This window comes from Halopseudomonas sp. T1L2 (assembly GCF_055397385.1).
The window spans coordinates 524,979-549,694 of sequence record NZ_AP040865.1; the positions used below are offsets into that span (position 1 = coordinate 524,979).

The 24,716-nt window shown below is 57.4% G+C and carries 33 protein-coding genes and 1 pseudogene; 9 read left to right on the top strand and 25 right to left on the bottom strand.

The features are described from left to right. Positions 1–72: 72 nt before the first annotated feature. The 8 genes and pseudogenes from cadR (at position 73) to ACZ5WQ_RS02480 (ending at position 5,655) form a co-directional block, all read left to right on the top strand. Positions 73–507: a Cd(II)/Pb(II)-responsive transcriptional regulator gene (cadR, locus tag ACZ5WQ_RS02445; protein WP_008175821.1), complete on the top strand. Its 435-nt coding sequence runs from the start codon at positions 73–75 to the stop codon at positions 505–507. 822 nt (positions 508–1,329) lie between these two features. Beyond that, positions 1,330–2,247, top strand: coding sequence for a YncE family protein (locus tag ACZ5WQ_RS02450; RefSeq protein WP_464383056.1), 918 nt, complete (start codon positions 1,330–1,332; stop codon positions 2,245–2,247). Between the two features lie 41 nt (positions 2,248–2,288). Then, on the top strand, positions 2,289–2,519 hold the full coding sequence (locus ACZ5WQ_RS02455) for a DUF2933 domain-containing protein (RefSeq protein WP_464383057.1): 231 nt from the start codon (positions 2,289–2,291) through the stop codon (positions 2,517–2,519). After that, entirely contained in the window at positions 2,512–3,177 is a 666-nt protein-coding gene (locus ACZ5WQ_RS02460) for a methyltransferase (protein ID WP_464383058.1), read from the top strand. Before ACZ5WQ_RS02455 ends, ACZ5WQ_RS02460 begins: the two co-directional genes overlap by 8 nt. Further along, positions 3,174–3,596 carry a c-type cytochrome gene (locus ACZ5WQ_RS02465; RefSeq protein ID WP_022990666.1) on the top strand — a complete coding sequence of 141 codons (423 nt, stop codon included), beginning with the start codon at positions 3,174–3,176 and terminating at the stop codon, positions 3,594–3,596. The genes ACZ5WQ_RS02460 and ACZ5WQ_RS02465 overlap by 4 nt, the downstream gene beginning before the upstream one ends. 41 nt (positions 3,597–3,637) lie before the next feature. Next, complete coding sequence (locus ACZ5WQ_RS02470) at positions 3,638–3,841, top strand: hypothetical protein (protein WP_022990665.1); 204 nt, start codon at positions 3,638–3,640, stop codon at positions 3,839–3,841. Between the two features lie 71 nt (positions 3,842–3,912). Next, positions 3,913–4,518: pseudogene (locus ACZ5WQ_RS02475) on the top strand (IS30 family transposase); the annotation flags it as partial. A gap of 4 nt (positions 4,519–4,522) precedes the next feature. Continuing rightward, a protein-coding gene (locus tag ACZ5WQ_RS02480; protein WP_123891311.1) for an IS3 family transposase occupies positions 4,523–5,655 on the top strand; the annotation gives its coding sequence in 2 pieces (ribosomal slippage) (positions 4,523–4,763 and positions 4,763–5,655; 1,134 coding nt in all). Between the two features lie 151 nt (positions 5,656–5,806). Here the strand turns inward: ACZ5WQ_RS02480 and ACZ5WQ_RS02485 are convergent. After that, a protein-coding gene (locus ACZ5WQ_RS02485) for an IS3 family transposase (protein ID WP_464383047.1) occupies positions 5,807–6,969 on the bottom strand; the annotation gives its coding sequence in 2 pieces (ribosomal slippage) (positions 5,807–6,714 and positions 6,714–6,969; 1,164 coding nt in all). Between the two features lie 68 nt (positions 6,970–7,037). On the opposite strand from ACZ5WQ_RS02485, the gene ACZ5WQ_RS02490 reads away from it, so the two are divergent. Beyond that, a complete protein-coding gene (locus tag ACZ5WQ_RS02490) occupies positions 7,038–7,271 on the top strand; it encodes a type II toxin -antitoxin system TacA 1-like antitoxin (RefSeq protein ID WP_464383059.1) in 234 nt (77 codons plus the stop codon). Positions 7,272–7,517: 246 nt separating this feature from the next. Here the strand turns inward: ACZ5WQ_RS02490 and ACZ5WQ_RS02495 are convergent, their stop codons facing one another. The 24 genes from ACZ5WQ_RS02495 to ACZ5WQ_RS02610 form a co-directional block, all read right to left on the bottom strand. After that, complete coding sequence (locus tag ACZ5WQ_RS02495) at positions 7,518–8,696, bottom strand: tyrosine-type recombinase/integrase (protein ID WP_464383060.1); 1,179 nt, start codon at positions 8,694–8,696, stop codon at positions 7,518–7,520. Positions 8,697–8,894: 198 nt separating this feature from the next. After that, a complete protein-coding gene (locus ACZ5WQ_RS02500; RefSeq protein ID WP_464383061.1) occupies positions 8,895–9,377 on the bottom strand; it encodes a hypothetical protein in 483 nt (160 codons plus the stop codon). Positions 9,378–9,534: 157 nt separating this feature from the next. Continuing rightward, the gene (locus ACZ5WQ_RS02505; protein ID WP_464383062.1) at positions 9,535–9,732 is read right to left on the bottom strand and encodes a hypothetical protein; all 198 of its coding nucleotides are present in this window, start codon (positions 9,730–9,732) and stop codon (positions 9,535–9,537) included. Beyond that, entirely contained in the window at positions 9,729–10,418 is a 690-nt protein-coding gene (thyX, locus tag ACZ5WQ_RS02510) for an FAD-dependent thymidylate synthase (protein ID WP_464383063.1), read from the bottom strand. The genes ACZ5WQ_RS02505 and thyX overlap by 4 nt, the downstream gene beginning before the upstream one ends. Before the next feature lie 60 nt (positions 10,419–10,478). Beyond that, positions 10,479–11,162 (bottom strand): hypothetical protein, encoded by a 684-nt coding sequence (locus ACZ5WQ_RS02515; protein ID WP_464383064.1) that lies wholly within the window; start codon positions 11,160–11,162, stop codon positions 10,479–10,481. A gap of 21 nt (positions 11,163–11,183) precedes the next feature. Further along, the gene (locus ACZ5WQ_RS02520) at positions 11,184–11,591 is read right to left on the bottom strand and encodes a hypothetical protein (RefSeq protein WP_464383065.1); all 408 of its coding nucleotides are present in this window, start codon (positions 11,589–11,591) and stop codon (positions 11,184–11,186) included. 35 nt (positions 11,592–11,626) lie between these two features. Then, positions 11,627–12,337: a hypothetical protein gene (locus ACZ5WQ_RS02525; protein WP_464383066.1), complete on the bottom strand. Its 711-nt coding sequence runs from the start codon at positions 12,335–12,337 to the stop codon at positions 11,627–11,629. Between the two features lie 100 nt (positions 12,338–12,437). Beyond that, entirely contained in the window at positions 12,438–12,824 is a 387-nt protein-coding gene (locus ACZ5WQ_RS02530; protein WP_464383067.1) for a gp33 family protein, read from the bottom strand. A 205-nt stretch (positions 12,825–13,029) separates the two neighbouring features. Further along, positions 13,030–13,374 (bottom strand): hypothetical protein, encoded by a 345-nt coding sequence (locus ACZ5WQ_RS02535; RefSeq protein ID WP_464383068.1) that lies wholly within the window; start codon positions 13,372–13,374, stop codon positions 13,030–13,032. A gap of 23 nt (positions 13,375–13,397) precedes the next feature. Next, a complete protein-coding gene (locus tag ACZ5WQ_RS02540; protein WP_464383069.1) occupies positions 13,398–14,705 on the bottom strand; it encodes an SNF2-related protein in 1,308 nt (435 codons plus the stop codon). A 104-nt stretch (positions 14,706–14,809) separates the two neighbouring features. Next, positions 14,810–15,367: a hypothetical protein gene (locus tag ACZ5WQ_RS02545; RefSeq protein WP_464383070.1), complete on the bottom strand. Its 558-nt coding sequence runs from the start codon at positions 15,365–15,367 to the stop codon at positions 14,810–14,812. A 4-nt stretch (positions 15,368–15,371) separates the two neighbouring features. Beyond that, entirely contained in the window at positions 15,372–15,794 is a 423-nt protein-coding gene (locus tag ACZ5WQ_RS02550) for an antirestriction protein (protein ID WP_464383071.1), read from the bottom strand. A gap of 16 nt (positions 15,795–15,810) precedes the next feature. Further along, positions 15,811–16,674, bottom strand: coding sequence for a PD-(D/E)XK nuclease family protein (locus ACZ5WQ_RS02555; RefSeq protein ID WP_464383072.1), 864 nt, complete (start codon positions 16,672–16,674; stop codon positions 15,811–15,813). Between the two features lie 9 nt (positions 16,675–16,683). Then, positions 16,684–19,164, bottom strand: coding sequence for a primase-helicase family protein (locus ACZ5WQ_RS02560; protein WP_464383073.1), 2,481 nt, complete (start codon positions 19,162–19,164; stop codon positions 16,684–16,686). Between the two features lie 76 nt (positions 19,165–19,240). Further along, positions 19,241–20,173, bottom strand: a complete 933-nt coding sequence (locus ACZ5WQ_RS02565; RefSeq protein WP_464383074.1) for a DNA polymerase — start codon at positions 20,171–20,173, stop codon at positions 19,241–19,243. Next, positions 20,157–20,387, bottom strand: a complete 231-nt coding sequence (locus ACZ5WQ_RS02570) for a hypothetical protein (protein ID WP_464383075.1) — start codon at positions 20,385–20,387, stop codon at positions 20,157–20,159. Before ACZ5WQ_RS02570 ends, ACZ5WQ_RS02565 begins: the two co-directional genes overlap by 17 nt. Beyond that, a complete protein-coding gene (locus ACZ5WQ_RS02575) occupies positions 20,381–21,517 on the bottom strand; it encodes a hypothetical protein (RefSeq protein ID WP_464383076.1) in 1,137 nt (378 codons plus the stop codon). Before ACZ5WQ_RS02575 ends, ACZ5WQ_RS02570 begins: the two co-directional genes overlap by 7 nt. Beyond that, entirely contained in the window at positions 21,517–21,834 is a 318-nt protein-coding gene (locus tag ACZ5WQ_RS02580; RefSeq protein ID WP_464383077.1) for a hypothetical protein, read from the bottom strand. The genes ACZ5WQ_RS02575 and ACZ5WQ_RS02580 overlap by 1 nt, the downstream gene beginning before the upstream one ends. Positions 21,835–21,891: 57 nt before the next feature. After that, the gene (locus tag ACZ5WQ_RS02585; protein WP_464383078.1) at positions 21,892–22,386 is read right to left on the bottom strand and encodes a dATP/dGTP diphosphohydrolase domain-containing protein; all 495 of its coding nucleotides are present in this window, start codon (positions 22,384–22,386) and stop codon (positions 21,892–21,894) included. Further along, complete coding sequence (locus ACZ5WQ_RS02590) at positions 22,383–22,967, bottom strand: 3'-5' exonuclease (protein WP_464383079.1); 585 nt, start codon at positions 22,965–22,967, stop codon at positions 22,383–22,385. The genes ACZ5WQ_RS02585 and ACZ5WQ_RS02590 overlap by 4 nt, the downstream gene beginning before the upstream one ends. Further along, entirely contained in the window at positions 22,936–23,166 is a 231-nt protein-coding gene (locus ACZ5WQ_RS02595; RefSeq protein ID WP_464383080.1) for a DUF7740 domain-containing protein, read from the bottom strand. The genes ACZ5WQ_RS02590 and ACZ5WQ_RS02595 overlap by 32 nt, the downstream gene beginning before the upstream one ends. After that, complete coding sequence (locus ACZ5WQ_RS02600) at positions 23,163–23,468, bottom strand: hypothetical protein (RefSeq protein ID WP_464383081.1); 306 nt, start codon at positions 23,466–23,468, stop codon at positions 23,163–23,165. The genes ACZ5WQ_RS02595 and ACZ5WQ_RS02600 overlap by 4 nt, the downstream gene beginning before the upstream one ends. A gap of 191 nt (positions 23,469–23,659) precedes the next feature. After that, positions 23,660–24,055, bottom strand: a complete 396-nt coding sequence (locus tag ACZ5WQ_RS02605) for a hypothetical protein (RefSeq protein ID WP_464383082.1) — start codon at positions 24,053–24,055, stop codon at positions 23,660–23,662. A 4-nt stretch (positions 24,056–24,059) separates the two neighbouring features. Then, the gene (locus ACZ5WQ_RS02610) at positions 24,060–24,674 is read right to left on the bottom strand and encodes a hypothetical protein (RefSeq protein WP_464383083.1); all 615 of its coding nucleotides are present in this window, start codon (positions 24,672–24,674) and stop codon (positions 24,060–24,062) included. Positions 24,675–24,716 lie beyond the last annotated feature (42 nt).

Sequence of the window (24,716 nt, forward strand, 5' to 3'; positions counted from 1 at the left end):
ATTGCTAGTATTAAAAACTATATAGCTACCATAAGGTCAATGGGACAGATGATCCGTTGAGGAGTAAGCCTGATGCGCATTGGTCAGTTAGCCCAGATAGCGGGTATCGACACGCAGACGATCCGCTTCTATGAGCAGCAGGGCCTGTTGCCGCCGCCAGAACGGCAGGAGAATGGTTACCGTGTCTATACCGAGAAGCATGGCGAGTGGCTTGCCTTTATCCGCCGCTGCCGAATTCTGGACCTGTCACTGACAGAGATTCGCGAGCTACAGAGCTATCAGGACGACCCTCGCCAGCCTTGTACCGCCGTCAACGCCATGCTCGATGACCACATCTCTCATGTGCGGTCGCAGATAACTGCTCTGCAAGCGCTTGAGCAACAACTCGTTTCACTGAGGGCGAGTTGCAACGAGGGTCGGGAGATCAATGCCTGCGGCATCCTGACGGGGATCAGCGAGGAGAGCAAACAACAGCTGTATAGGGCTAGCTCAGGCCGTAAGGACTGAGCAGAGACATGCCGGACCTTGCAGTGACATTGTGAATGCATGGTGTGTTGATCGCGAAGCCTCACTGCGTATCTCGGCATGCGAACCTGGGCGTTGCTGCAAACTTGCAGGGGCCGTGAAGAAGAGTCGTCATCAACCAGGTAATCCGCTGAGCTGATGGTTGGTTCCGTCATCATGATATGAGCCAATCAACCAAAAAATCCGGATACCCGGCAAAACCAGCCTGTCGTAGAGCTTGTCCATAACATCCCCCTGAACAATGCGTGCCATAGGTTTTGGGCATATGGGCCAATCATTGCTCCCAGCATTGTTGTCGTACTGGCCAGCCTCATTCTCTCACAGCCGGTCCAAACCAGTGCCCAGACGAGGATGCCAGGCTGCTAACGGCTAGCGGGGGCGCAATACCCAGACGTGCGAAACAAGTCTGACAGGGAGGGGAAGCCTCAAGTCACAGGGAGCAGCCTAGCTGCCGCTCTAGGACGGTCTTTATAGTCAATTATAGAGTGATTATAGAATCATTCATTCCGGCTGCCTGATTTGCCGCGACCGGTTCAACTGAAGGATCTTCTGAGGTTGTTAATCGACCTCATTCCTAAGCATCAGGGAACTGTTTGTTCCTACACCTGTAACCCACGTCGGCACCAACCATGTTTTCCTCGCCGTGTAGCAGCGATCGACCTGGGTGACACACGTCAGAATCGCCGCATCGCGATACCCATGTGGTTTTTTAAAATTGTGATATTAATCATATGGATAGAGGGGAGGTGAGTGAATTTTCCCCTTATCTCGGCATGACCCCTTATTGATCTGGAAAACCGCAAGGTGACGTCGTCCATTGGCGGCACCCTGAATACCCACGGTTCGGCACTGACCCCGGATGGCCGGCATCTGGTGGTGGGTAGTTTGTCGGCGCATGATCGTCAGGAGCCGGTTAGTCGCCCCGAAGGCGTTTCAGAAGATGAACACGCCGCTCATCATGGGGGCGGGCAGTCTACTGAATTGGAAGCAGGGAGTACCGGGCTGCTCTATTTGGTGAACACGGCCACAAAGACGATTGACCGCAAACTGGAAGTGCCGGGGCCGGTGCACCATGTGCTGGTGACTTCCGACAGTCGCTATGCCGTTTCCACGCATCCTGCCAGTGGCAGCATCAGCGTTGTGGATCTGGATTCCGGTCAGTTGGTCAAAACTGTGGCGACGGGGCCGGCCCCCAACTATCTGGTGCAAACCGACGACGGCCAATCCCTTCTGGTCAGCAATACCGGTAATGGCACGGTCAGCGAAGTGGATACCGAGCACTGGTTCGTCGAGCGCAACCTGCGGGTTGGCGGCAACCCAGAGCATCTGGTGCTTGCCCCCGGCAACCAGCGGCTCTACGTGAATGATGCTGCATCCGGCCAGGTTCTTGTCATTGAGCTTGCCAAAGGCGCGGTGGCGGACCGGTACGAGGTTGGGGAGGCGCCCCATGGCGTTGGCTTGAGCGCAGATGGCCAGACCTTCTATGCCACCAGCCAGGGCGGCAACCAGGTGGTCCGGATTGAGCTAGCCAGCGGCGCCCGCCACACCAGGCCGCTGGCTCCTGCGCCCTATCATCTTGCGGTCTCTCCCTACGATGGCCAGCTACTGGTGACCAGTCGGGCAGAGAACAAGCTTTGGGTGCTCGACCCGGAATCCCTCGATGTGGTTGATGAGATCGCGCTGAGCGGCATAGGCCATCAGATATCCCTTGAAGCCCATTAGTACTCTGTTCTGACACTGTTTTTTTCGCAAAGGAACCGCTCATGGATCGACGCTTTAAAATTTCCTTGGCAATATTTGCCGTTATCGCACTGGTTTTACTCTGGGGAGAACACAAGGTTCATCTGCTTGGCGCCTTGCCCTGGCTGATACTGCTTGCTTGTCCGCTGATCCATATTTTTATGCACGGAGGGCACGGAGGGCACGGAGGGCATGGAGGACATAACCACCAGGCAGAGCAACCGGGAAAGAGTGGAGAGCAGCGTGATGACTGATGGTGCATCGGATTATGGCATTTGGAGCCTAGTGGTGCTGAATTCGGCGATTTTCATATTCTTCGCCTTCAGTTTTTTCAAACCGCAGACCCGCCGGGACTGGCGTTCGTTTGGTGCCTTCAGCGCATTTCTGGTGGCACTGTTCACCGAGATGTACGGGTTCCCGCTGACGCTCTACTTCCTCTCCGGCTGGCTGCAGAGCCAGTATCCCGACGTGAACTGGTTGGCTCACGACAGTGGCCACTTGCTGGAAATGCTGTTTGGTTGGAAGGGTTCCCCACACTTTGGGCCGTTTCATCTCTTGAGCACAGTGTTTATTGGCCTCGGGTTTTATCTGATTACGGCTGGCTGGCGTACCCTGTATGCCGCGCAAAAGGCAGGGCAGTTGGCCACAACCGGCCTTTATGCCCACGTTCGCCACCCTCAGTATTCCGGCTTCGTGCTCATCATGTTCGGTTTTCTGCTGCAGTGGCCAACGCTGCTGACGCTGGCCATGTTCCCGGTGCTGGTGTGGATGTACTCGCGCCTGTCTATTCACGAGGAGCGTGAAACAGAAAAAGCGTTCGGCTCCGATTGGCGGGCCTATGCAGCCAGAACTCCCCGTTTTATTCCGCGATTGAGGAATTTGAGGCGCAAGGAAATCGAGGAACAAGAATGATGCATGGGGCAACTATCTCAGTAGGCGTTCTTGCAGTCGCACTAATCAGCGGCTGCGGTAAACAGACGGTGGATGACCGCTGGTACACACAGGCTGAGGTCGAGCGCGGCGCAGTGGTGTTCGACGACAACTGCGCAAGCTGCCATGGCGGCAATGCCCAAGGCGCTTTCAATTGGAAAAAGACTCTGAAGGATGGCTCTTACCCGCCGCCACCGCTCAACGGAACAGGTCATGCCTGGCACCATTCCTTCGACACGCTGATGGGTACAATTAGTCAAGGTGGCGCCCCCATGGGTGGGAAAATGCCGGCCTTCGCAGACGAGCTCTCCAGGGACGATCAAAAAGCCGCTATCGCCTATTTCCAGAGCAAATGGGACAAGCGGATCTATGAGGCATGGTCTGAAAGGAGTGGGCTCTGATTTCTCTGGGTAATCAGACGATTAACTCAAGGAGGCAGCGTATGAAATGCTTATGGGTGGTGGCTTTTCTAAGTGTTTTTCCGGGCAGTGCGCTGGGTGGTGCGCCCTCGGCGGAATCATTGATTGAGGGGATGGAGGCCACCCTGTGGTCGGACAGCAACCACGGCCGTTTCACCATGCGTATCGAAACCGAATACTGGACCTGGGAACCGGACCTGGAGGCATGGATGGTTCGGCAGGTTTAAGATGGAATTATAGCGAGGGCGGCGGCAAAAACTGAGCGCAACACCTGACCTTTCCGGTACGGTGCCGCCCTATGTCTTATTCCGAACTCAGCGTTGAAGAGCGTGCCACCATTCAAGTTAGTCATGCCCAAGGCCTCAGCTTGCGCAGGATTGCCTGCTTGATCAACCGATCCCCTTCGACGGTCAGCCGAGAGATGCGCCGCAATCGAGATGCAGCTGGCAGCTACTCGGCCCGCGTGGCTCAGCAGCGGATGAAGGTCTGCCGCCAGGCTTGTCGGCCCATGCGAAAGCTGCTGCCAGGTAGTGAGCGCTTTGAACTGGTGATCCATATGCTGCGCCAGCGTTTGTCTCCCGAGCAGATTGCCGGCAAGCTGCGCAGTATGAACATACCCAGTCTTAGAGATGCCTACGTCTGTCGCGAGACGATCTACAACGCGATCTATGCCCTGCCCGTCGGTGAGCTGCGCAAGGAGTTGATCCTTTGTTTGCGCCAAGGCAAGACGACACGTAGACCACGCCTTGGCGGTGTGGATCGGCGCGGGCAGATTCCAGAGATGGTCAGCATTCACTTGCGCCCGCCGGAAGTTGAAGACCGACTGATGCCGGAGCATTGGGAAGGGGGTTCTACCCCGTTACTGCGGACACTTTTGAAAAGAGGCACAATGTGCCAAAGGAGTGTTCATGTCCAAACGCAGAAGATACAGCCCCGAATTCAAGCGCGAAGCCATCGCGCTATCTCGCCAGCCAGGTGCCAATTGCCGCCAGGTGGCCTTAGAGATTGGTATTAATCCCAACCTGCTGTCCCGGTGGGCGCGTGAAGCCGAAGGGGAGCCAAGCAAGGCCTTCAAGGGCTCGGGAACGCCGCGTGACGAAGAGCTTGCGCACTTGAAGCGCGAACTGGCACGGGTAAAAAAGGAACGTGATTTTTTGCGCGAAGCGGCAGTGTTCTTTGCAAAGGAGTCGTCCTGAGGTATCAGGCGATTCAACACTGTCGCAGTCTTTTCCCGATACGTCTTATGTGTCGTTGCCTGAAGGTATCGGCCAGCGGCTATTACGCTTGGGCATCTCGTCCGCAGTCCAGCAGGGCAACAGCGAACGAGAGTCTGTTGCAGCGGATCAGAGAGATTCATGATGACAGTGGCGGAATGCTTGGGTCGCCCCGTATGCACGAAGACTTAGCTGCCGAAGGCGTTGCAGCCAGCCTGAATCGGGTTGCAAGGCTAATGGCTAAGCACGGCATTCAGGGTTGGCCCCGCAGGAAGCGAGGACGCCTTGGACGCGCATCAAATCGGCCACAAGGTATTCAGAATCATCTTGAACGGGATTTCTCCGCACTGGAACCTGATACCAAGTGGGTTACTGACATAACGGAGATCTCCACGCAGGAAGGAAAACTATTTCTCTGCGTGGTCCTGGATTTGTTCAGCAAGCTGATCGTCGGCTGGTCTATGCACCACAGGCAGGATCGGCAGATGGTAATCAGAGCCGTTCAAATGGCTGTCTGGCAACGTCAGGGCAAAACACCGGTGATATTGCATTCAGACCGAGGCAGTCAGTTCACCAGCGGTGATTACCAGCGATACCTAGGCAGTAACGATTTGGTCAGCAGTATGAGCGCGGTTGGCCATTGTGGAGACAACGCCGCCTGTGAGGGGTTCTTCGGAATGCTGAAACGAGAGCGGGTACACCATCGGCGTTACCGTACGCAGGACGAGGCAAGAGCTGACCTATTTGAATACATCGAGCTGTTCCATAATCCCAGGATGCGACGTAGAGTTGCTGCTCAGGATCGAAAACTTACAGCCGTTTTATAACCGTCCGTGGAAGCGGGGTAGAACCCAGGCGACCTTATTAAGGGTAAGGCTAACGCCTCGTCTGTAGGTACGCTGGTGGAGCGACTATGGTCTCGCTATGAAGAAAGTTTCCTCGCTCGTCCCAAAACTTACAGAGACCGCATTGTAGTGGTCAACTGATCCCGGACACTGTTTTAAGTTTTTCTTCTGCCACTACCGGTGCGATCCCCCCATTGAAGGCATGGGGCCGCTCCTGATTGTAATATCCCATCAGGTAGCTGCTGATATCCTTCCGGGCAGCGGCCAGGCTGTGGTAGCCCATCGGCGGTATCCATTCCGTTTTCAGGCTGCGGAACAGACGCTCCATGGGGGCGTTGTCCCAGCAATTTCCACGACGGCTCATGCTCTGTACCAGGCGGTAACGCCAGAGCCTTTGCCGGAACTTGCGACTCGCATACTGCGACCCTTGATCCGAATGGAACATAACCCCGTGGGGGCGCCCACGCTGTTCCCAGGCATGATCCAGAGCCTGAACAACCAGATCTGCATCGGCGGTATCAGACATAGCCCAGCCGACCACCCGACGGGCATACAGATCCAGTACTACCGCCAGATAGCTCCAGCGCTGCCCCGTCCAGATGTAAGTGATATCACCACACCAAACCTGATCAGGCTGTGCCACATCAAACTCCCGATCCAGTCGGTTAGGGATATCCAGCCGCTCCACTGTTGCTCGTTTGTACGCGTGAGGCCCCGGCTGCTTGCAGACCAAGCCCAGCTCGCTCATCAGCCGGCGCACCTTGAAGCGACCGATGCCGACTCCCTGGTCGTTCAGTAAACCCTGTATGGTACGGCTACCTGCGGAGCTGCGGCTTTTGTTGAACAGCTCGTTAACCTGGGCCCTCAGGGCTACACGCTCAGCATCCACACGCTGGACCTTCTGGCGGTGTTCGTAATAACAGGAACGATTGATATCAAAGGCTGCGCACACCATGTCAACCGGGGCTTGCTCTCTCAACTGGTCAATCAGCGTGTACGTTTCCAGTCGTCCGACATCAAGAGAGCGGTAGCCTTTTTTAGGATGGTCTTCTCCATCTCCAACCGCCGGCAACGCTCTTCCAACTCCTGAATTCGCTGCTGCTCTGGCGTCATGGCTTTGCCTTTAGGGGTTACACCCTGCCGCTCCTCAGTGAGCTGTTTGACCCATTTGCGCAGGACACTTTCAACCACACCCAACGATAGGCTGGCTTGAGTAATGCTGTAGCCTTGGTCCAGCACCAGGCTGGCTGCTTCCTGTTTGAATTCAGGGGTAAAAGTACGTCGCTTTCTTGTCATCGAACACCTCTCAATGGCGAGTATTGTCGCCTAGTTGGTGTCCGGTTTCATTAGACCACTACAGATCAATGAAACGCAAAAATCAACGCGATTTAGGTGTGAATTTTAGTTCTGATGAGCTAGATCGTATCAAGAGGGCGGCGGATATCTGTGATCAATCAATCTCGGAGTTTATCGTTCAAGCCGCGTTTGACAAAGCCGTCAGGACTATTCTTACTGACAAGGTGGCATTTATTTCTGACGAGGCTTACCAAGTAGCATGTCGTACCGTCTTAGATTTGCATGCTAAGGATCGGGGCTAGGCCTAGTTTTTTCCCCTTCTGAGCGCTGACGCTTAGACCCGCCGACAGCAGCCTAGGAAGCGCGTAGCCGGGCTATGGGCTCATGCACAGTTTAGGAGTTGCATGTTTAGTTGACCCTAAAGATGGTTAATTGTAAATCCCAATGAATTCAATGATATATTTTCAGGTTTTGGAGAATTGGGGTGTTTTAAGGGTAACTATCTGTGGAATGTACACGGTCTCGCAGATGGTTCCATAACCGATTGATTATGAAGCGGTTTTCGAGTTGTTGCTGTTGTCCTGTACCAAATCCGTACCAAAATAGCTGTTTTCCAGCTTTTCGACCTCGGCCCAGTCGTCAACTGTATTGATCCATTTCGCGTAATGACGCAGCAAAGTTCGGACGCTGTGGCCGAGCTGTTGAGCGATAAAAGCGGGCTTGGCTCCAGCCATCAAAGCGAGCGTTGCAAATGTGTGGCGAGTGTCTCGTTGGCGGCGGTCGCGCAGGCCGAGTTTTCGCAACGCTTTTTTGAAGTTGTACCGGGTCAATTCTGTGTTCGTGAAATAGCCTTCATCCCTCGCCAAATGTTGATTGGTTATTGGCGGGCAAAAAACGAACTCGCTGCGCATCATTGACAGGGGCTTCATTACTTGCAACGCATGCAGTGCTCTGCCGAGCAATCTGACTGTCCGTACACGCTTGGTTTTTGTCCGCTGGTGAATCTGTTTTTCAGCGAGGATTGCGCGAACCGTAACAGTGCGGCTGGCGAAGTCCACATCGGCCCAGCGTAAGGCGAGTAATTCTGTGATCCGCATGCCGGTGAAAAACGCGAACTCGAAAAAGGCCCCGTAGGTCGGGTCAGAGTTTGCGTAAAGCCACTCGATAATTTTGTCGCGTTCCTCAACCGTGAATGGGTCGATGTCGCGCTCGGGTTCGGGTGTTTGCGTGAGCACCCGCATCGGGTTGTTGTCGATGATCCCGTCTACGACAGCCGAGTTGAACACCTGCTTGGCGACGGTCAGCGCCCGGTTGGCCACATTGCCTGAGTACCAGTCGTTTGCGGTGAACACCTTGCGGGCGTCCACTGGGGTTATCTGGTCTATGCGTGTTTTGGCCCACGCCGGAATCCAGTGGGCGTTGAGGAGCTGTTTGTACTTTTTCCGGGTGCCCGGGGTCACTTTCAGGCTATCGAGCCAGATTTGGGCATATTCCAGGAAAGTGGGGGTGGTGTGCTGGAGCTTGCTGCGCGAACGGGGGAACAGCTCGGCATATTTGTCCTGGTCAAATACACCGAGCTTGATCAGTTGGATTACCTGAGTTCTAAGGGCTGCGGCGGCCTTGATCCCGGCGGGAGTTGCCGGGTAGGGGAGCGTCTCGCAGTACCGTTTCTTGTTCCAGGTGAAGCGGATACGGAGACTTGCCCCCACCGTTTCGACGCCGGCCACTGACTTTCTACCCATTCGTCATACCGTTTGAGGCTGTATGTGATACGGCCGTCAATTAAAGCATAGACGCCTTCCGGGATCACCCCGCGCTGGCGCTTTCGCTCCAGTGCTTTTGGGGTGCTGCCAATGAGTTCTGCGAGCTGGGCCTCTGTCACTTTGTCGATTGGCGCCTGCACGATCAGCAGTTTATCGGTTGCCTCAGCCATTTGCCGCGTCCTCAAGGTAGTCGGCCATCGCTTCGGCTTGGAAAAACATCCGCGCTTCCAGACTGTGTGCCCGCATGTGCCCCCACCCGCCGGTGATGAACATGCAGGCGCTGACCAGTTCCATGTACCAATCGCGCAGGAAGAACGCCCAGCCACGCCAGTTGGCATCCTTGTAGCGTTCCAGAGTGTTGGCATCCAGCCAGCTGTTGACGCCGGCCACCATCAGCGGGTGCAGGAACGACTGGTTCTGGGCGTAGAACGGGTCTGTCGGTAGCACGAGAAGCGCTCGCGTGAACGCATCGTTGATGTCGCTATCGTCGATGGGCTTGTCGCGGTCGATCAGGTCGTCCCACACTTCGGCTATTTGAAAGAGGTTGAGCAGGAAGCGCACTGCGGTTGCGTCATCACACATCCAGGCGAGCAGCTTGGCGTCGCGCGTTTCCCGCCACTCCGGGCTGTCAAAGGGCGTGTTCATTCGATTGGTTTCCTTATGCGCTGCCAACCTTGGCAAATGGTGCAGAAAATCCAGCCGGTGCTTTGGTAAAAAACGGCACCCGTACCCGCGAGCTTATGATCGCACTCGCAGGTTTTGTGGTCCTTCGGGGGTTCGGTGGTATATCCCGGTTCCTTGCTCATTTCGGTGCCTTCGCCGAGAAGTATTTTTGCCAAAGGTCGGGGTGGTCTTGCTTAAACCGCGCAATGCGGATGGACAGGACGCTTTGCGCACTGGCTGCGGTCTGAAACCGCAGGTCCAGTTCTGCCAAGGCTTGCCTACATCTGCCGCAACGGTGGGGTTTTTTCCCGAACAGGCGCAGCAGGAGTGCTTTCATTGGGTCAGCTCCTTGTAGGGGAAGATCACAGCAATTACCTCAGCGATGGCCAACGCGATATCGCGGTGTTCAGCTTGAGTACCGTTGGCACCGCGCAGCTCCAGGTAGTGAATCCACGACCGGATGCTCATTTTCATGTGCAGGTCGGTGAGGGTCAGGCCTTCCGGCAGCACTACACGGGCGCACTCTTTGGCGATCTTGTTACGACGCGCCCATTCGTAAGCGCGGCGGGCAGCGGAGAGCACTTCCATCTGATACAGCGCCCACTCGTTGTCCAGCTCAGGGTTGTTGGTCGGGACGCTGGACTGGCGGTCGGTCGGATGCTCAAGGCGAGCTTCGCGCAGACAATGGCGATCACCCTCGACGTTGGCATAGCGCTGGCTGAACTCTTGGAACACCGCAGAGCGGTGACGCAGTTGCTGACGCGAGATATCGCGGGCTGTGGTGATTTCGAGGGTCGCATCGACCATTTCTAGCGGTGACCATTCTTTGCGGTTGATCAGGCTGCGGATCAGTTTGGCTGCTGTCGCGCTGTTGAGCTGGTTTGCCGGGTTGCTGACGCGGGCACAGAAGGCGATCAGTTCGAGCGGGGTATTGACCCCGAGTTTGCTCATTTCTTCTGTGGGCCGGGTGTAGCTGATGAGTCGGATTTTCGGGGACAGATAATCGGGGAGTTCGATGTCCATTTTATTAGCTCTGCTGATATGGTTTGGCAATAGAAAGCCCGGGGGTGCCGGGCTTTTTTCCTATTCGGCTGCTTTGGCCCGCAGTCGAATAGGGCGATTCACAATGGGGCGTTCGACGCTGACGATGGGGTCGAGCGTGGTTACCCTGCCGGCATCCAGCTCTTCGACTTCCTCTGAGGTCAGGCCTTTGACCACGATAACGCCGCGGGCGTTGTCAGTGGCTACAAAGCGCTTGATCAGGTGGATGTCTTTCTCGCCCATTTTGTAGACGATGAACACTTCGTCTCCCGAAATGGGTTCTTCGTCAGTGCTGACAATCAGGTGCGATCCTTTTTTGGCAAAAGGCTCAAACCCGTCAATGTCGACAGAAACGCTATACATTTGCCTTGTCATCCTGGTAACTATCTCCACTGTCTCGGATGCGCCGGGGGCAGCCCCCGACATAGTTGTTACCACTCGGACCCGTGTTCGGCGTAAGGTCGCGTCCGCAATGCCGAAAGTCCCAAGGGTCGGGTCGATTTCGCTTGCGGGCACTTGCAGCAAATGCGCCCATTTGAGGATGGCCTCGGTGTTCAGGGCCACTTTGCAGTGCAGTTGCTGGCTGACCATCGACTGAGAAGCGTAACCCAGCAGGGATGCTGCTTTTTTCTGGTCGAGGTTCAACGGTCCTTTCTTCGCCTTCCACAGCATGAAAAGACGACGGGCGTTTTCACGGTCTTGGTCGGTGGTGGTTCGGTTGATCATGTCCCCTCCTGGGCGGTGCAGTTACGAATGCATCTGTTTGGATGCAGTATCCACAATATAGGCGAGCACTTTGTCTTTATCAACACTGCGAATGCAGAAATCTTCCCTGCTTATGCGGGTTTCCCACTCCAGATTTTCCAGAATGAGACTTCCTTGGTCGGAGCCCACGATTACAGCTACCTTTCTTCCTTGCCTGTGACGAGCCGCGAGCCAAAGCAGCTGGAGCTGGCTGAGGCCGAGGTTTATCACGGTGTCGGCGCGTTTCGGCAGCTTGACATATTTGTACTCTACCCAGTGATCAGACGAACCTGAGTAATAGGCGTCCGCTACGCCCCCTTGGTAGTTGTCATTGATTTTCCACGCATAGATGGAGGGGTGCTTGGTGGCGAGGGAACGATGTATGGATCGGACGTAGGAGTGTTCGTTCATGCGTAGGAGTCGCCCCCTCCCTGGGGCGTTCCCTGTCAGTGGACGGCGTTGCCAGCGATGCCTTGATAGAGCTTCTTGGCTTCCTGGTACAGCTCGTCGCCTGCCCAGCCGGCGAAAGTGATCTTGAGGTTCTGATACGGCTGACCCTGACGGTTCTTCTCGCCTACCGCCGAGAGGGTCCACACAGAAGCGAAGCGATCCGCCCGTGGGTCTTTCAGCGTGATTTCCGAGTTCCATGCACGGCTTACCTTCTGCTTGGAACCGCTCATGTAGATGATTGCCGGGGACTGCGGCATACCGGTCTCGTCGAGCAGCAGAACCTTGTGGATACCGGTTTCCGACACGTCATACTGATCACGCGGCAGGCCTTGGGAATCCAGGTGGGCCAGTGCTTCCGCTTCGGTGTCGAAGCTGCCTTCAAAACCGCCACCAAACTTGCGCTTCTTGAAAATCTGGTACTTGGTTTCGTAGTGCAGGTTGACGACAAAGCAGTGGTCGTACAGGTCACCGGTCAGGCTGTTGAAGATATGGCCCAGCTTGGCGCCCTCGATGTAGCGAGCATCGCTCGGGTCCAGTTGAGGGGACAGTTGCTGGATCACGTCCAGTCGCGGGATCGACATATCGGAGGTCGATACGTTCTCGTTCCCGGCGCCAGTGCCGCGTTGCAGGTGTTCGGGGAGTTGGTCACCGGCTACGAAGCCGACGATGGATTTGGTTTCAGCGGTAGCTACTTCGTTCTTGGCCATAATGGCGTCTCCTTCGTGGCCCTTTCGGGCATTTTTTAGTGCAGCCTTTGCAGGCGTCGGTCGGAATGACCTGTTAATTATATCAGCAGTGCTGATATTGTCACGCGCTCGCGCGCATGTTGATGGAGCGTTTTACGAACGGCACAACGCCGGGGAGGTCGTTCCCGTCGTCGAGCATTTCCTTGAACGCCGCGTTGGCGAGGCGGCGTTGGAGCAGGTAAAACGCGTCGTTTTCCTTGATGTACTCGTACACCTTGTCCCAGTCTTCGACGCTGCCGACGACGTTCTCGCTGACTGAGAAGCTCAGCTTGCCGACTGCGAAGCGCTTCATGCCGAGGGCATCTGCAACCTCAAGAATCTGGATTTCGTTTTCGTCCAGCTCGCGGTCGATCTCGGCGATCTCATTGTTCAGGGCGCGTTTCCTTTCGCGCAGCTCGAAGCGCTGCTGTGCCAGGTCGTCGAGCCGGGGTAGGGTTTGGTTGCTCATGGATAATTCACCGTGCTTTGGATGCAGTCGTATACCCAGCCCCAGTAGTCTTCTTCGGTGTCGCATTCCTGCCACATGCTCCGAGTAAACACTGGGTGTCCGTCTGGATACGCCTGCTGGAGTTCCCGGGGCGACCGCTCAGTGTCGATCCCGAGGATGAATGGGGGCGGGGTGATGGCCCCGTACCCCTCGCTTCGCTGGTACATCAGTTGTCCAGTGCGCGAATCTGCACCGAGACTTCGGCCAGTGTGTCGCGGACTGTATCCACACCGGTGCGCAGGGTCTCCAGCAGCTTTTCGCGTTGCTCGATGGTCTTGTCCAGCTTGTTGTTCAGTTGCTGGAAGGTTTTGATGGCGGCTTTGAAGTCGCCGTTCGTGTCCATCGCTTCGGTGACAGCTTCTCGCGCGGCTTTGACCTTGAGGTGCATGTCGGCCAGTGTGTCGTCCATGCCCTCCAGCTTGTCTACGACCTTGGCTACGGCTTTGGCCGAGTCCAGCAGGGCTTGGGTCGGGCGGATGGTGTCAGTGGCGATGTCAGTCATTGCGTTCATGGGTATTTCCTTTCGGTTGGGGATTACAGGTTGAGAGCCAGGTGGAGCAGGTTGTCCATCCGGCCGAGTTTGCCTTGCAGCTTTTCGTACATGAGGATTTCCCGTGTATCGCGGGCTGCAATGCAGATGGTTTCGGTACGTTGCGTTTGGCCGGCGCGGTAGATGCGGCGGTCGAATTGACGGAAGTGTTCTGCGTTGGGTGTTGGGCTGACCCAAATCGTGGCTGTGCCCCGGGTGAGGGTGAGGCCGTGACTGGTGCTCTTGGGTTGGCAGAACAGGGTTTGCAGGTCGCCTTGCTGGTAGCGTTCGACGAGGACATCGCGTTCTTTCGGCTTAACGCTGCCGTCGATGACGGCGTAGCGAATGCCGCGTTGCTCGGCGCCGCGCACAAGCAGGTCTCGCTGGTGCCGCCAGATGAACGCCGTGACACTGTGCTGGCGTTGCTCGATCAGATCGAGGGCGAGGTCGGTACGGCTGGTGTCGAACACCTTGTATTCGCCTTCGCCTTCATCATCGCCATCCACATAGACGGCCCCGGCGCACAGTTGCAGCAGTTTGTTGCCTTTGGACGCAGCGTGTACCGCGGTGACCCGGGCACCCGACTCGTGCAGCAGCGCTGCTTCGCGCATCAGCTCGTTGTACTGCACCCGCAGCTTCTTCGGCAGCTCGACTTCCAGCGTGTGGAAGGTGTGCTCGGGCATATCCAGACAGTCTTCCAGACAGACGCGGAAGGTGATGTCCTTGAGCCGGTCGGCGACGATTTCCTCGGCGTGGGGCTTGTCCTGCCACTGGATGTACTCGCCGCGCGGGCCAGTCGGCATGGGGGTGCAGACCTGTGAGCGGAAGCCGGCGAACGAGCGGCCGAGACGAGCGCCGTCGTCGCACAGGAACGCCGGGTGCCAGATGTCACAGATACCGTTCGGGTTTGGCGTACCGGAGAGCAGCCAGCGGATATCGAACAGCGACCGCATTTTCGCCATCGCCTTGCTGCGCTGGCTGGTGCGGTGCTTGTACACCGTGAACTCGTCGATGCACAGCGCCCAGCGGCCTGTCGGCTTCCACTCTTGCAGCCACCGCACACTGTCGTGGTTGGTGACGAACACTTGCCCTGTGGCTGTTGGCGGCAGGCCATTGAACTTGTTCTTCGCCGTTACGACCTGACACCTGAGGTGCGGGGTGAACGACGCGCAGTCTTTGGCCCAGCTTGGGTTGAGGATCGACAGTGGTGCCAGCACCAGCAGGTAGTCGACTTCCCCCGCTTCGTGCAGGCGCGAGAACGCTTCCAGCACGGTGCGGGTTTTCCCAGTGCCCGGGTCAGATTCATCGAGCACTCGCGGGTGTTCGACTTTGAATTGGACACTGGCCTCTTGGTGATCGAACAGAGGCGGGATATCAGCTCTGCTGATTCTGTCGGGCGTAGGGAAAGTGGTCATGGTTATTCAGCGTCAGGCAACGCTGCCTCCATTTCGGCTTTCTCGTTACGGTGGATGGCTTGCTTAGCCGAGAACTTTTCCGGGTATCGGGCTTTGAGCTTGTTGATGTTCGCTTCCAGCACACCGTCGAAGTCTGGGTAGTCGCTGAGTTGGGCACGGCATTCGCGGGTTACTACGGTCAGGCCAATGACCATTTCCAGCAGGATGGTTTTCAGCCCTTCCTTGTCGAGGGTAGCGCCGTAAGCATAGGCCTTTTTCACTTTGCTCACGAAAGCGTGGATCATCTGCGGCAGCGGTCTCAGACTTCCCAGCTGGATGTCGTCCAGGCCGTCGATGCGTTTGGCTGCGGTGAAGGGATCGTAGTCGAGGGTTTTGCCGGCCAGGGCTATGAACCAGCACAGATCGCCGCTTTCGGTAGCTTGCTCTTGCCAGTTTTCGGCCATGTGCAGCTCGAACAGCTCGTCGGTCATACCGAGCGTTGCATGGATCAGGTCTGGCGAAATGCCGAAAGTGCCGGTCAGTGGGGAGTTGGTGCGCATTGCGTTGTCGATATAGTTCATGGTTTTAGTCCAGAAATGCGTAGATCGCGGAAGTGTCGAGGGTTGACCCGTCTCGGAAAGCCCAGGCATGCAGCTTGTCCCAGTGGGCTTGCAGCGCTTGGGCGCGTTCTTGCTTATGGAGGTGGAAGTGGTGCCATACCAGGCGGTTCAACGCCATCAATGTAACTGCCACCCCGAATGATTCGGCGTCCATGTCGTTGTTTTCGTAGTAGTTACCTTCGCAGGACACGGCCACCGAGTCGCAGTCCGGCACCCAGTAGCCCACTTCACCGTTGGAGTGGAAATGCCAAACACCCCCTTCGTAGTCGGGGCAGCAGGCGGCTGCCAGATTGAAAATCGTCGGCTCGATAGACATGGACTCGCCCCCATAAATCGCATGGATGGCGTTCATCATCTGAAAAGAGCGGTCGGGGGTGTACGTCTGCATGGTTGTCAGTCCTTTCCTAGAGAGTGTGGCTGTCCGCATAACGGCAAGCTGGTTCGTCCCGGCCTTCCTGAATCTTGGCGTGGGGGCACCAGCGGCAGGCATGGAACGAGGGTTTGGGTTCAAAGTCGGTGCAGGTAGTGAACTTGTCCGCGCGGGTTGTCAGGCCGGGGCGCAGCAACTCGGCCTGGGCACGGGTATAGCTGCCTTCCAGCGTGTCGTTCTTGTCGAGGTACACGAACTTCACCTTGACAAACTCCAGCTCGGGGTACAGTGCGAAGGCTGAAATGGCGTAACCCATACCCTGTTGGTTGTGCTTCATTTCGTTGCCAAACTTGCGACCGGTTTTCCAGTCGTAGACGATGGCGGAAGTGGGCGATTCCGTGTGGAATGCATCGAGCTTGAAGCGGCCCCAGGCGTCTTTGGCATTCCACTCGGTTGGCGTCCAGTCGCGCTTGACGGCCCAGTCACCTTCCAGCTGCACTTCACCGGCGTTGTAGCCGTCGCGCAATTGGTCGATCAGCTTCTGGAAGCCGTGCATTTCCTTGATCACATCGCTGTGATTGCCGTTAATGTAGTTCTCGATGTGGTCGTGGATTTGGGTGCCGCGCTCGGCTGCCGGCCCGCTTGGGTCCGGCATTTTTTCGACCTTGGAGAGGTACACCTTGTAGGGGCATTCTTCAAAATCGAACAGGCGGCTCATCGACCACGTTGGGACAGGCCCAAGCGGCGCGGTGCGTAGGTCGACGAGCTGCTGCTTTTTTTCCTGCATCTTGGCGTTGATCGCCTGCGGGTTGAACTGGGTTGTGTCCCGTTCTACCGGCGCCGGGGTTACTTTCCCGGAGCCGAACGCAGACGGGTCGAATACAGGTCGATCAGTCATGGGATGTCCTCAATGGAAATTGGCGTGTGCCGGTTTTGCGCCGGGGGGCGCGGTCAAGGCGTCAATGTCTTCCTGGCTCAGCGTCGTGTACCACTCGATATCCACGCAGCTCAGCTTGGAGTTGCCCAGTTTCTTGCGCTCTACGTTCACGTCATTGCGCCCGAGCATCTGGGTGAACTTGGTCTGGGTCATGCCCTTGGAGTCATGCAGGGCGATGTACACCGTGAACAGGTCAGACGTGGGAATGCGCGTCTTGCCTGAACCCGAAGAACCAAGCCAGGAGCGGACGTATTTCTGCGCAGTGGTGATCTGGGTGGATTTCGTCAGGTCGTTGGCGATATCCATGTCGAACACGTCGAGGAAGTAATCGAGCTGGCCATGGCGTACCGCCATGCAGAAGCGGGCGTTGTAACCCATCGCCAGCTGTTTCATCCTGGCCTTGTGTTCGTTTTCGATGCAGGTACGCGCGTCATGCTCGCTGATGTTGAACGCCATCAGGAAGCCGGCGAACGTGCCCAGCTCGGTGTCGATCAGATCAAGCTCTTCCGTGATCTTGGGCCACACTTGGCGCAGCGGCACCAGCTGCGGCGGCGCTACGTTGAAACGCCGGTCGCCATCCTCAATCCGCATCACGTCGTGGTGGTTGGAGAAGAAGATGTAATTGGTGAAGTTGGCCTTGTCGACCACATCGGTACGCATCGCCCGGATGTTGCTGGTCGCCCCGGTGATTTCGTCTTTGAGCTTGTTCAGCAGCCGCTCGTCATGCTTTGAGTCGGACAGGCGGAACTCGTCATAGACGAGGAACAGGGTCTCTTCCAGGTAGGCGTTGAACTGCTCTTCCAGATGGTCGATGCGTTTGCGTGTCGCATAGCGGTCGCCGATCAGCGGGCGCAGGATGCGCTCGAAGAACAGCCCTTTACCGGTGCCGGGTACGCCGCTGAAAATCCACGCGGTGTGCGCTTTCTTGCGGGTCTGCACCGTGTAGGCCAGCCAGTTGATGAACCACTCGTATTCCAGATCACCGTTGCCGCAGATGTGGTAGAGCAGCCGGTGAATGTTCGGGCATAGCTGCGGGAGCAGTGTGACCGTCTCACCGATCTTGCACTTGCTGTACTGCGGCAGGACTGCTGGCGGGTTACGGATCAGATCAGTCGGTTGGAACGTGTTGAGGATATGGTTATCCCAGTCGATCACCGTGGTGGACTGGGGGTTGAACGTCAAATCCCATTGCGGCAGTGGATCGGGTGCGGGCACCCCGTAGGATGCGCACCAGTCGCCAATGTTGGGTTTGGCGATTTTGGCAATGCGGATGATCAGGTCGTCGCGCGGGTTGTACTCCACCGCGTAGTGCTGGTCGCTGGTCTGCTCGCGGAAAACCAGAGGTCGCGGGTCGCTGGTCTGGCGAATCTGGGTTTTGAACTGCTCGCAGTACCAGTTGTAGACATCCTCGTTCGCCCGGCGCAGCTCAAAGGGCGGTTCACCCTTGAAGTTGTAGATGATTTCCGGGTTGCCGATGGGGTTGTAGTAGGCATTGGAGTCGCCACCGTTGATATTCCAGTAGGCGAAGGCATCCGTTGTCCGTACCAGGGTCATTTGCAGCTGATCCGGGTTGGTCAGCACCTGAATACGCTCGCCGTCTACTTCCAGTCGGCGGTAGCGGGGCACGATCTTTTTCAGTCCGACGCTGCGGCGGGCCTCGGCCAGTCGCTTTTCGGCAGCGGCTTGCACTGCTGCCGGCATGGTGTCATCCAGCAGGGGTTGCAGGTCGGTTACCCAGCGGTCCCCCTCCAGCATCACCCAGCGGTCGGCGTCGGACGCGAAGGAATCGGTTACGCCGTCGGCCAGTTGCGGCGGGGCGATGTAGATGATCTGCGCGTTACGGGCGACTACCGGGTCAACGACGTACTTGAGGCTGATACCGCTGCGGTTCAGGCCGACCTGTTGGTTGAATGCGTCGATGGAGAAGTTAAGCCAGGTCAACCAGTGGCTCAGCTGACTCGGGGATACCGGGCGTTCCAGGATGAAAAACAGGTGCATGCCGATCTTGCCGCCGTGTTTGAAGCCAGTCGAGGCCGAGGCGTTGGCTATGCAGGCGGTGGTGTTCAGTGGTTCCGGGAGGTATCCGCGGATTTCCCTCGCCAGTTCGGCCAGATCGGTGGCGGTGGTCGGGGTCGGCAGCTTGGTCTGCGGGATGAAATCATCTACGTCGATCACCAGCAGCGCAGTCGGGGCGTTGGCATCGGCCTTCCCGCGGCGCGGCTCTTTGATGATCGGCTCTTTCAGCACACCCTTGTGGATCGCATGACCCATCGAGGCATGTTTTTGCATGGCGGCGAACGCTTCTCGCAAGCCCGCCTCGTCGGGCGAAAGATACAACTGGTGGCTGGTGAATCGCTTCGCCAGCGGGTACGGCAGCGACCCGTCTTTGGTGATGGTTTTTGCTAGCCGTAGGTTGCGGGCAGGCTCAAGGAAGACGAGAGGCACTGACATCTGGAAACTCCTATATTAGCAGTGCTGATATTAAAGGGGGTGGCCTTCCTTGGCTAGGGCAGTACGTCAGCGGGCATCACTTGCTATAACTGAAATCAAAACCGCCTTCGGAGTCGAGAGGCAGGTCTGGCGCCCATTCCGGCGGGGTGCGCATGATTCGCAGCATGTCCGAAAAAAGTGTGTCCGCACCTTCGCTGTCGATCCAGACATCTTTACCCTTGGCATCTTTCCCCACCCATTTGGCACCGAACGAGGGGCCGACAGTGATCACTTCGTCGTGGACGTTCAGTGCCACCCGGCCATCGTGCTCTTGGAACAGGTCGTCGATGTCGAGCATCTGCCCAAACAGGGCGATTCGCGACAGCGCCTGGATGATGTTCTCCACCAGCTTGCCGCCGTAGATGTTGGTCCAGAACTTGCCGTTCCAGTATTCCCACCCGCCGAAGGTGGTGCCGTCTTCGCTCGGTTCGACCGGGCGCAGGCCGGGGTACTGGAGCGCCATCCCGTTGGGCATGACCAGGCAGTTTTTGTGGATGGTCAGGACACCCCACTGGCGGGTGTTGCCGAGGTACATATCGGCAATGGCGGCGTCGGCTTCGCGCCAGAAGTTGACGATGGCCTGGTTGGCCGCGCGGTAGGTGTTGACCGCGTTCTGGGCCTCGACCTCGGAGAAATACACCGGCGGGCCGCCCAGTGCCCCGGCGGCCAGGGTGTCGCGGAACTTGCGCCACCCCATACCGTAGCCGAGGCCGAGCACACAGACCTTGCCGATGAATCGCTCAAGCGGGTGGTCATGTTTGTTGACCGGGAAACCGAACAGGATCGAGGCGAAGTTCGAGTACACGTCACCGTTGTTGCGAAAAATCTCCAACAGGTTGTCCTGGCCGGCAACCCACGCCAGCATGCGGGCCTCGATGTTGGAGGAGTCTGCGACGTAGATCAGCTCGTCGCCCGTGATGTAATAGTCGAGGACTTCATCTACCAGTGTTGTGTCAAAGGGGACGGTCATCGGGTGTCTCCGGTGTAATGGTGAAGTCGTTTCGGTTAAAGGCATGCCAGCCGAAGCCCATGCGATCTCCGCCCCATGTCAGGTTGCGGTCGTCGAATTGAGCCAGCAGCAACCCGTGGTTGCCCCCTTCACAGGTCACGGGGTCATCTCGCAGCAGGGCGGTCTTACCCCGCAGCAGTGCTACGAGGCCGCAGTAGGTTCCGTGCTTCACCATTTCACTCTCCGCGAAGGTACGCTCAGTGATCGACGCAGCTCAGAGCCACGGCCGAGGTTTTGTAGGTTGAGCTTCTCGCCCCCGCCATACCGCCCGGTGTGCGCCGAGTAGTAGATCAGGGGCACCGGCATCATGCCGTTGCACTGCTCATGGGTTTCGAGGAAGCGTTCTGCTCGGGCGATTTCGCCAACACTTTTGGCGGCGACCCGCGCTGCCCAGATCGGTTCCATGTCCGGGTAGGTGCGGCGCAGGTCGAGGAACCCGAGGTCACTTTTTCCGAGTGCCGCGATCATCACCGGTTCGTCCGTGGGGTTGCCGTTTTCGTCCTTGACCTTGGCGGTTGGCGATGGCTTCAATGGGATGGGGATATCCCGGTCGCGCAGGAACTTCTCGAACTGGGTGTTGGACGACAGCACTGACTCCGCTACGCCCGACGCGCGGATCACTTCCTCGCGCTTGGTCGAGGCTTCCCGATGGCAGTTTTCGACCCGCTCCTTGTCGATGTACAGCACAGGCTCGCACATCATCCGCAGGGTCAGGTCGATCAGCCGCAATTCGTCGTCGGGGTAGAACTCCACCATCCGCATGAATGCGGCGTGGGTCAGGCCAACGTCACCCAGCGAGCGGTTGTTGCCTATGCAATAGACCCGCATGGTGTCTTCCAGCGCCGGCGTGGACCACAGCTGTTCGGTGGTGACCCCCTTGAACTGCACCAGCTCCTTGCCTTTGCGCATCTTGGGGTCATTCGGCCAGAGCCGCTCGGCCAGTGCCCCGAGCCCCGCTGATTCTGTCGGGAACATCCCGCGTGACATGCACATGGTGTCCAGGTACAGATCGGGGTGCCAGTCGAACAGGTGGTGGAGAATCCAGCCGTCGAAATAGGTGTTGTGGCACAGCAGGGCAATGGGCAGGTTCTGCTCGTTCAGACTGTCGATGTAATCGAGCGCATCCTGAGTGTTGCGGAACCACTGGCGCGGGTAGGTTTCGACCTGGACTCCGACGCCATGGATCGAGAACAGCGGGTGTGCGACGTAGGCGAAGGTATTCATTACGGTGAGGCTGTACTTCGGGGCGTAAAACGTCTCGAAGTCCAGCGTCACCAGTAGGTAGTCTTGGTCGAAAATGCGCATCAGTGGACAACCTCCGGTCGTGCGTGTTCAGCTGCCAGGGCTTCCACGTCGATGCTCATAATGTCGGTGATGATGGTATGCATCAGGTGAGCAATTGGCTCCCGACCCTCGGGCCGTGCCATTGCTGCCGCGGCAGCGGCTGCGTGGAATGTCAGCGCCATGACGGTGGCGATCTGCGGTTGGATATCGGCCGCTTTGGCCGCTTCGATGATGCTGGTGGTCAGTCCATCGCACTGGCTGACGATCTGCTCCTGCTGGAGCAATTCTTTTACGGCGGGGGACAACGCGACCAGGGTGAGTGAGGTCATAAGGCTCATGGTGATACTCCTTTATGGCGGTCGATATCAGCCCTGCTGATATCGGCGGGTACGGTTTTACCGGGATACGTCTTGGGTGGTGAAGTGTTTCGGGTTTTTCCCGGAATGCAGCTGTTTGAGCCGCGCGACGTGCGGCGTCAAACGGGTGACCAGTTCACGATAGCCGGGTGTTTCGGCGTACATGCGGTCATCGACCAGCTTTTCGTTGGCGTCGGCGTCAACGAGGATGGCCAGACAGGCCAGAGCATGTGCAAGGTGGGGCAGGCCGCTGTCGGGGTCGAAGTCTTCGCCTTCAAACCATGCGTTGAGGTGCCGTTTGCAGGCGTCAACGTAGATGGAGGCGCGTACTCCGCTTTCCCGCCAGTTGCTGCGGCCGTACTTGAGCATGCCGTCGAGCAGCCCAAGGCAACCCATCAACGTGGCGGTTTCCGGCCACAGGTGCAGTGGCAGTTTGTCGCAGCCGATCAGGTCTTTCGGGTTGGTCGGTTTGGACTTATGCGCCGCCATATCCTTGTCGGCGTTTTCGAGCGGGTCGGTTACACCGTCGATCATGCGTTTGCTTCCGTGTGGGTGGACAGGGGGGCCAGTGCCTTGAGGGTGGCCATTACAATGCGGGCTTGGAAACGGGCATCATCGAGGGCGTTGTGATGGGTGCCTGCACGCTCGACATTTACCTCCACGCCAAGGCGCAGGTGCAGGTCACGCAGAGTGCGCATGTCGCGTACTTTGCGGAAATCCCACGGTACGAACGGGCCGCGTTCTTTGTAGGCGTGTTCCAGGATGGCTACGTCGAATGCCGCCCCGTTGCCCCACGGGTAAATGTCGTGGGTTTCGCCGATATCGCCGAGCCACTGGGTAAAGGCATCCAGCGCTTCGTCGAGGCTGGGTGCGTTTGTCGATTTGGCCTGGTCGAGCACTTCACGGGCTTGGTCGGATTGGGATTCCCACCAATCCAGTGTGGATTGGCTGACATGGCGATGCGGTTGTGATTCGAGATTGCAAACGGTGTAGAACGCAATCTCGTTCCCTTGGGTTTCGCAAACGGCTACTGCCCCGATGGACAGTATCGTGGCCGCAGGGGAGGTGCTGAGCGTTTCGAGGTCAATCGAGACGTGGGCCTTGGGCTTCATCATGGAGTTCCTTCAATGCAATGTTGATCACCCGCCTCGGGTCAGACGACATCTGCACGATGGCGCATATCCCGCGCTGGCTTTTGGGGAGTCGCCGGGCGACCCTGCGGGCGACCCAGCGGATTTTTTCTGGTGACGTGTGGAAATGGGCTGCTAGCGCGAGGCACAGCAACCCATCCAGCAGGGAATACTGGCGTTTCACTGTTCTACGAGTAGTTCGGTTCGAATGATCTTGATGTTACGCGGTGCCAGCACCATGACGCGGTAGGTGGCGTTGGCGTCTGGCCGGTGCTTGCGCAGCTCGACTACGACGTTGGGCATTACTTCAACGGGCTGGTCAGGCCTGATCGGGGTCGTTTTTCCCCCTTCGGGGGTTTCGACTTTGATGCACAGCCCACTCTGGTTGCGTAGCAGGGTGACTTTGTGGGTATCGCCTACCAGGAAACTTTCGCCGATGCGGCGGGTGATGATCAGGCGGCTTACATCCGCTGGTTTGGGGGTCATGGTCGATCCTCGCTGTGACATACCGCCCAATATATCAGCAGTGCTGATATCGTGCGAGGGTTTTTGGTGGATCATGGGACTCCTTTCTTTGACAAACGGTAATTGTTGGTTGCTTATTGTAGGGCGAGGCCCGGCCGGGTTTATGAAGGTTCCGCCTTTCATCCCCCAAAGGGCCGGGCCTCGGTTACAGGTCAGCTGTCCAGATCGGCGAGCTGCTGGCGCAGTTGGTCCGCAGACAGGGCGTGGATTGCCTCGTTTTCCTTGGCTTCCAGCGCTGCCAGCAGCTGCTGGCGCTTGACCGCTTTCTGCGCCTGTTCGGCCTTGGCGGCGTTCTCGGCCATCTTCGCTGCGATGATGTGCTTGATCAGCTCCATGCGCAGGGACAGCTCGGGGTTGGCCTTCTTCGGCGCGACGAAGCTGTCGTCTTCCTGGTCGCGCAGGGCACGGGAGGTGGCTTTCGCCAGTGTGTCCAGGTCGAAGCCGGATTTGGATTGCAGCGGCATGTCCCACAGCTGTTCAACCATCAGGTCACCTTTGGGGCTGGGGAAGCGCAGTTTGGTGCGGCAGGCTTGTTCGAAGATGTTCACCGGCTTACTCCTTGTCGAGGATGGCAACGACGTTTTTCAGCATGCCGTTGAGTTCATCAATACGGGCGTTGATCGCCTTGGACGGGGTGCGGATCGCTTTGAGGTTGTCGATTTCCGCTTCCAGGTTCTTGATCGCACTGATCAGTTCGCCTTGGGTCATTTTGCTGGCGTCTTGGCCGAAGATCATGTGCTTGGTTTCAAATGCTGGTGCAGTGTTGGTCATGGTTTTTTCCTGTTCGTTCGTGTCGAGTTCGGTGCAGGCCACTCCAGGCGGGAGCATGGTGCATAGTTCAGGTGGGATTGGCGGTGTTGGTGGCGGGAAAAGATCCAAGTACGTTCCCCATTCGGTCATCCCGCCGTTCTTTCGAAAGTCCATCAGCGGGTGACCCTCGTCCATCCACATGCGAGCGAGGATGTACGGCCAATCGAGCTTGTCCGGGTTATCATGGAGCCCCGTTCGTAGCTTTTGCACATACGGCCAGGTAATGGTGCGGAAACGGCTTAGGGCTCTTTCCTCGACGGCGGCTCGTGTATCGCGATACCAATTGCCGTCATTTTTCAGGGACAAGATGTACTGGGTCTCCAGCCAGTCTTTACGGGCTTGGCTGAGTTTTGCCATCAGGCCTCCTAGAAGTTGATCTGGTAGGTGCGCTCACGCTGT

Bases quoted from the DNA above. Each gene is read 5' to 3' on its own strand.
- ACZ5WQ_RS02545 (WP_464383070.1), bottom strand. From the start codon at position 15,367: ATGAACTATATCGACAACGCAATGCGCACCAACTCCCCACTGACCGGC.
- ACZ5WQ_RS02570 (WP_464383075.1), bottom strand. From the start codon at position 20,387: ATGGTGAAGCACGGAACCTACTGCGGCCTCGTAGCACTGCTGCGGGGT.
- ACZ5WQ_RS02565 (WP_464383074.1), bottom strand. From the start codon at position 20,173: ATGACCGTCCCCTTTGACACAACACTGGTAGATGAAGTCCTCGACTAT.
- ACZ5WQ_RS02610 (WP_464383083.1), bottom strand. From the start codon at position 24,674: ATGGCAAAACTCAGCCAAGCCCGTAAAGACTGGCTGGAGACCCAGTAC.
- ACZ5WQ_RS02465 (WP_022990666.1), top strand. From the start codon at position 3,174: ATGATGCATGGGGCAACTATCTCAGTAGGCGTTCTTGCAGTCGCACTA.
- ACZ5WQ_RS02525 (WP_464383066.1), bottom strand. From the start codon at position 12,337: ATGGCCAAGAACGAAGTAGCTACCGCTGAAACCAAATCCATCGTCGGC.
- ACZ5WQ_RS02515 (WP_464383064.1), bottom strand. From the start codon at position 11,162: ATGATCAACCGAACCACCACCGACCAAGACCGTGAAAACGCCCGTCGT.
- ACZ5WQ_RS02590 (WP_464383079.1), bottom strand. From the start codon at position 22,967: ATGATGAAGCCCAAGGCCCACGTCTCGATTGACCTCGAAACGCTCAGC.
- cadR (WP_008175821.1), top strand. From the start codon at position 73: ATGCGCATTGGTCAGTTAGCCCAGATAGCGGGTATCGACACGCAGACG.
- ACZ5WQ_RS02530 (WP_464383067.1), bottom strand. From the start codon at position 12,824: ATGAGCAACCAAACCCTACCCCGGCTCGACGACCTGGCACAGCAGCGC.
- ACZ5WQ_RS02575 (WP_464383076.1), bottom strand. From the start codon at position 21,517: ATGCGCATTTTCGACCAAGACTACCTACTGGTGACGCTGGACTTCGAG.
- ACZ5WQ_RS02470 (WP_022990665.1), top strand. From the start codon at position 3,638: ATGAAATGCTTATGGGTGGTGGCTTTTCTAAGTGTTTTTCCGGGCAGT.
- ACZ5WQ_RS02505 (WP_464383062.1), bottom strand. From the start codon at position 9,732: ATGAAAGCACTCCTGCTGCGCCTGTTCGGGAAAAAACCCCACCGTTGC.
- ACZ5WQ_RS02535 (WP_464383068.1), bottom strand. From the start codon at position 13,374: ATGAACGCAATGACTGACATCGCCACTGACACCATCCGCCCGACCCAA.
- ACZ5WQ_RS02600 (WP_464383081.1), bottom strand. From the start codon at position 23,468: ATGACCCCCAAACCAGCGGATGTAAGCCGCCTGATCATCACCCGCCGC.
- ACZ5WQ_RS02500 (WP_464383061.1), bottom strand. From the start codon at position 9,377: ATGAACACGCCCTTTGACAGCCCGGAGTGGCGGGAAACGCGCGACGCC.
- ACZ5WQ_RS02460 (WP_464383058.1), top strand. From the start codon at position 2,512: ATGACTGATGGTGCATCGGATTATGGCATTTGGAGCCTAGTGGTGCTG.
- ACZ5WQ_RS02550 (WP_464383071.1), bottom strand. From the start codon at position 15,794: ATGCAGACGTACACCCCCGACCGCTCTTTTCAGATGATGAACGCCATC.
- ACZ5WQ_RS02580 (WP_464383077.1), bottom strand. From the start codon at position 21,834: ATGAGCCTTATGACCTCACTCACCCTGGTCGCGTTGTCCCCCGCCGTA.
- ACZ5WQ_RS02455 (WP_464383057.1), top strand. From the start codon at position 2,289: ATGGATCGACGCTTTAAAATTTCCTTGGCAATATTTGCCGTTATCGCA.
- ACZ5WQ_RS02560 (WP_464383073.1), bottom strand. From the start codon at position 19,164: ATGTCAGTGCCTCTCGTCTTCCTTGAGCCTGCCCGCAACCTACGGCTA.
- ACZ5WQ_RS02555 (WP_464383072.1), bottom strand. From the start codon at position 16,674: ATGACTGATCGACCTGTATTCGACCCGTCTGCGTTCGGCTCCGGGAAA.
- ACZ5WQ_RS02585 (WP_464383078.1), bottom strand. From the start codon at position 22,386: ATGATCGACGGTGTAACCGACCCGCTCGAAAACGCCGACAAGGATATG.
- ACZ5WQ_RS02490 (WP_464383059.1), top strand. From the start codon at position 7,038: ATGAAACGCAAAAATCAACGCGATTTAGGTGTGAATTTTAGTTCTGAT.
- ACZ5WQ_RS02520 (WP_464383065.1), bottom strand. From the start codon at position 11,591: ATGAACGAACACTCCTACGTCCGATCCATACATCGTTCCCTCGCCACC.
- thyX (WP_464383063.1), bottom strand. From the start codon at position 10,418: ATGGACATCGAACTCCCCGATTATCTGTCCCCGAAAATCCGACTCATC.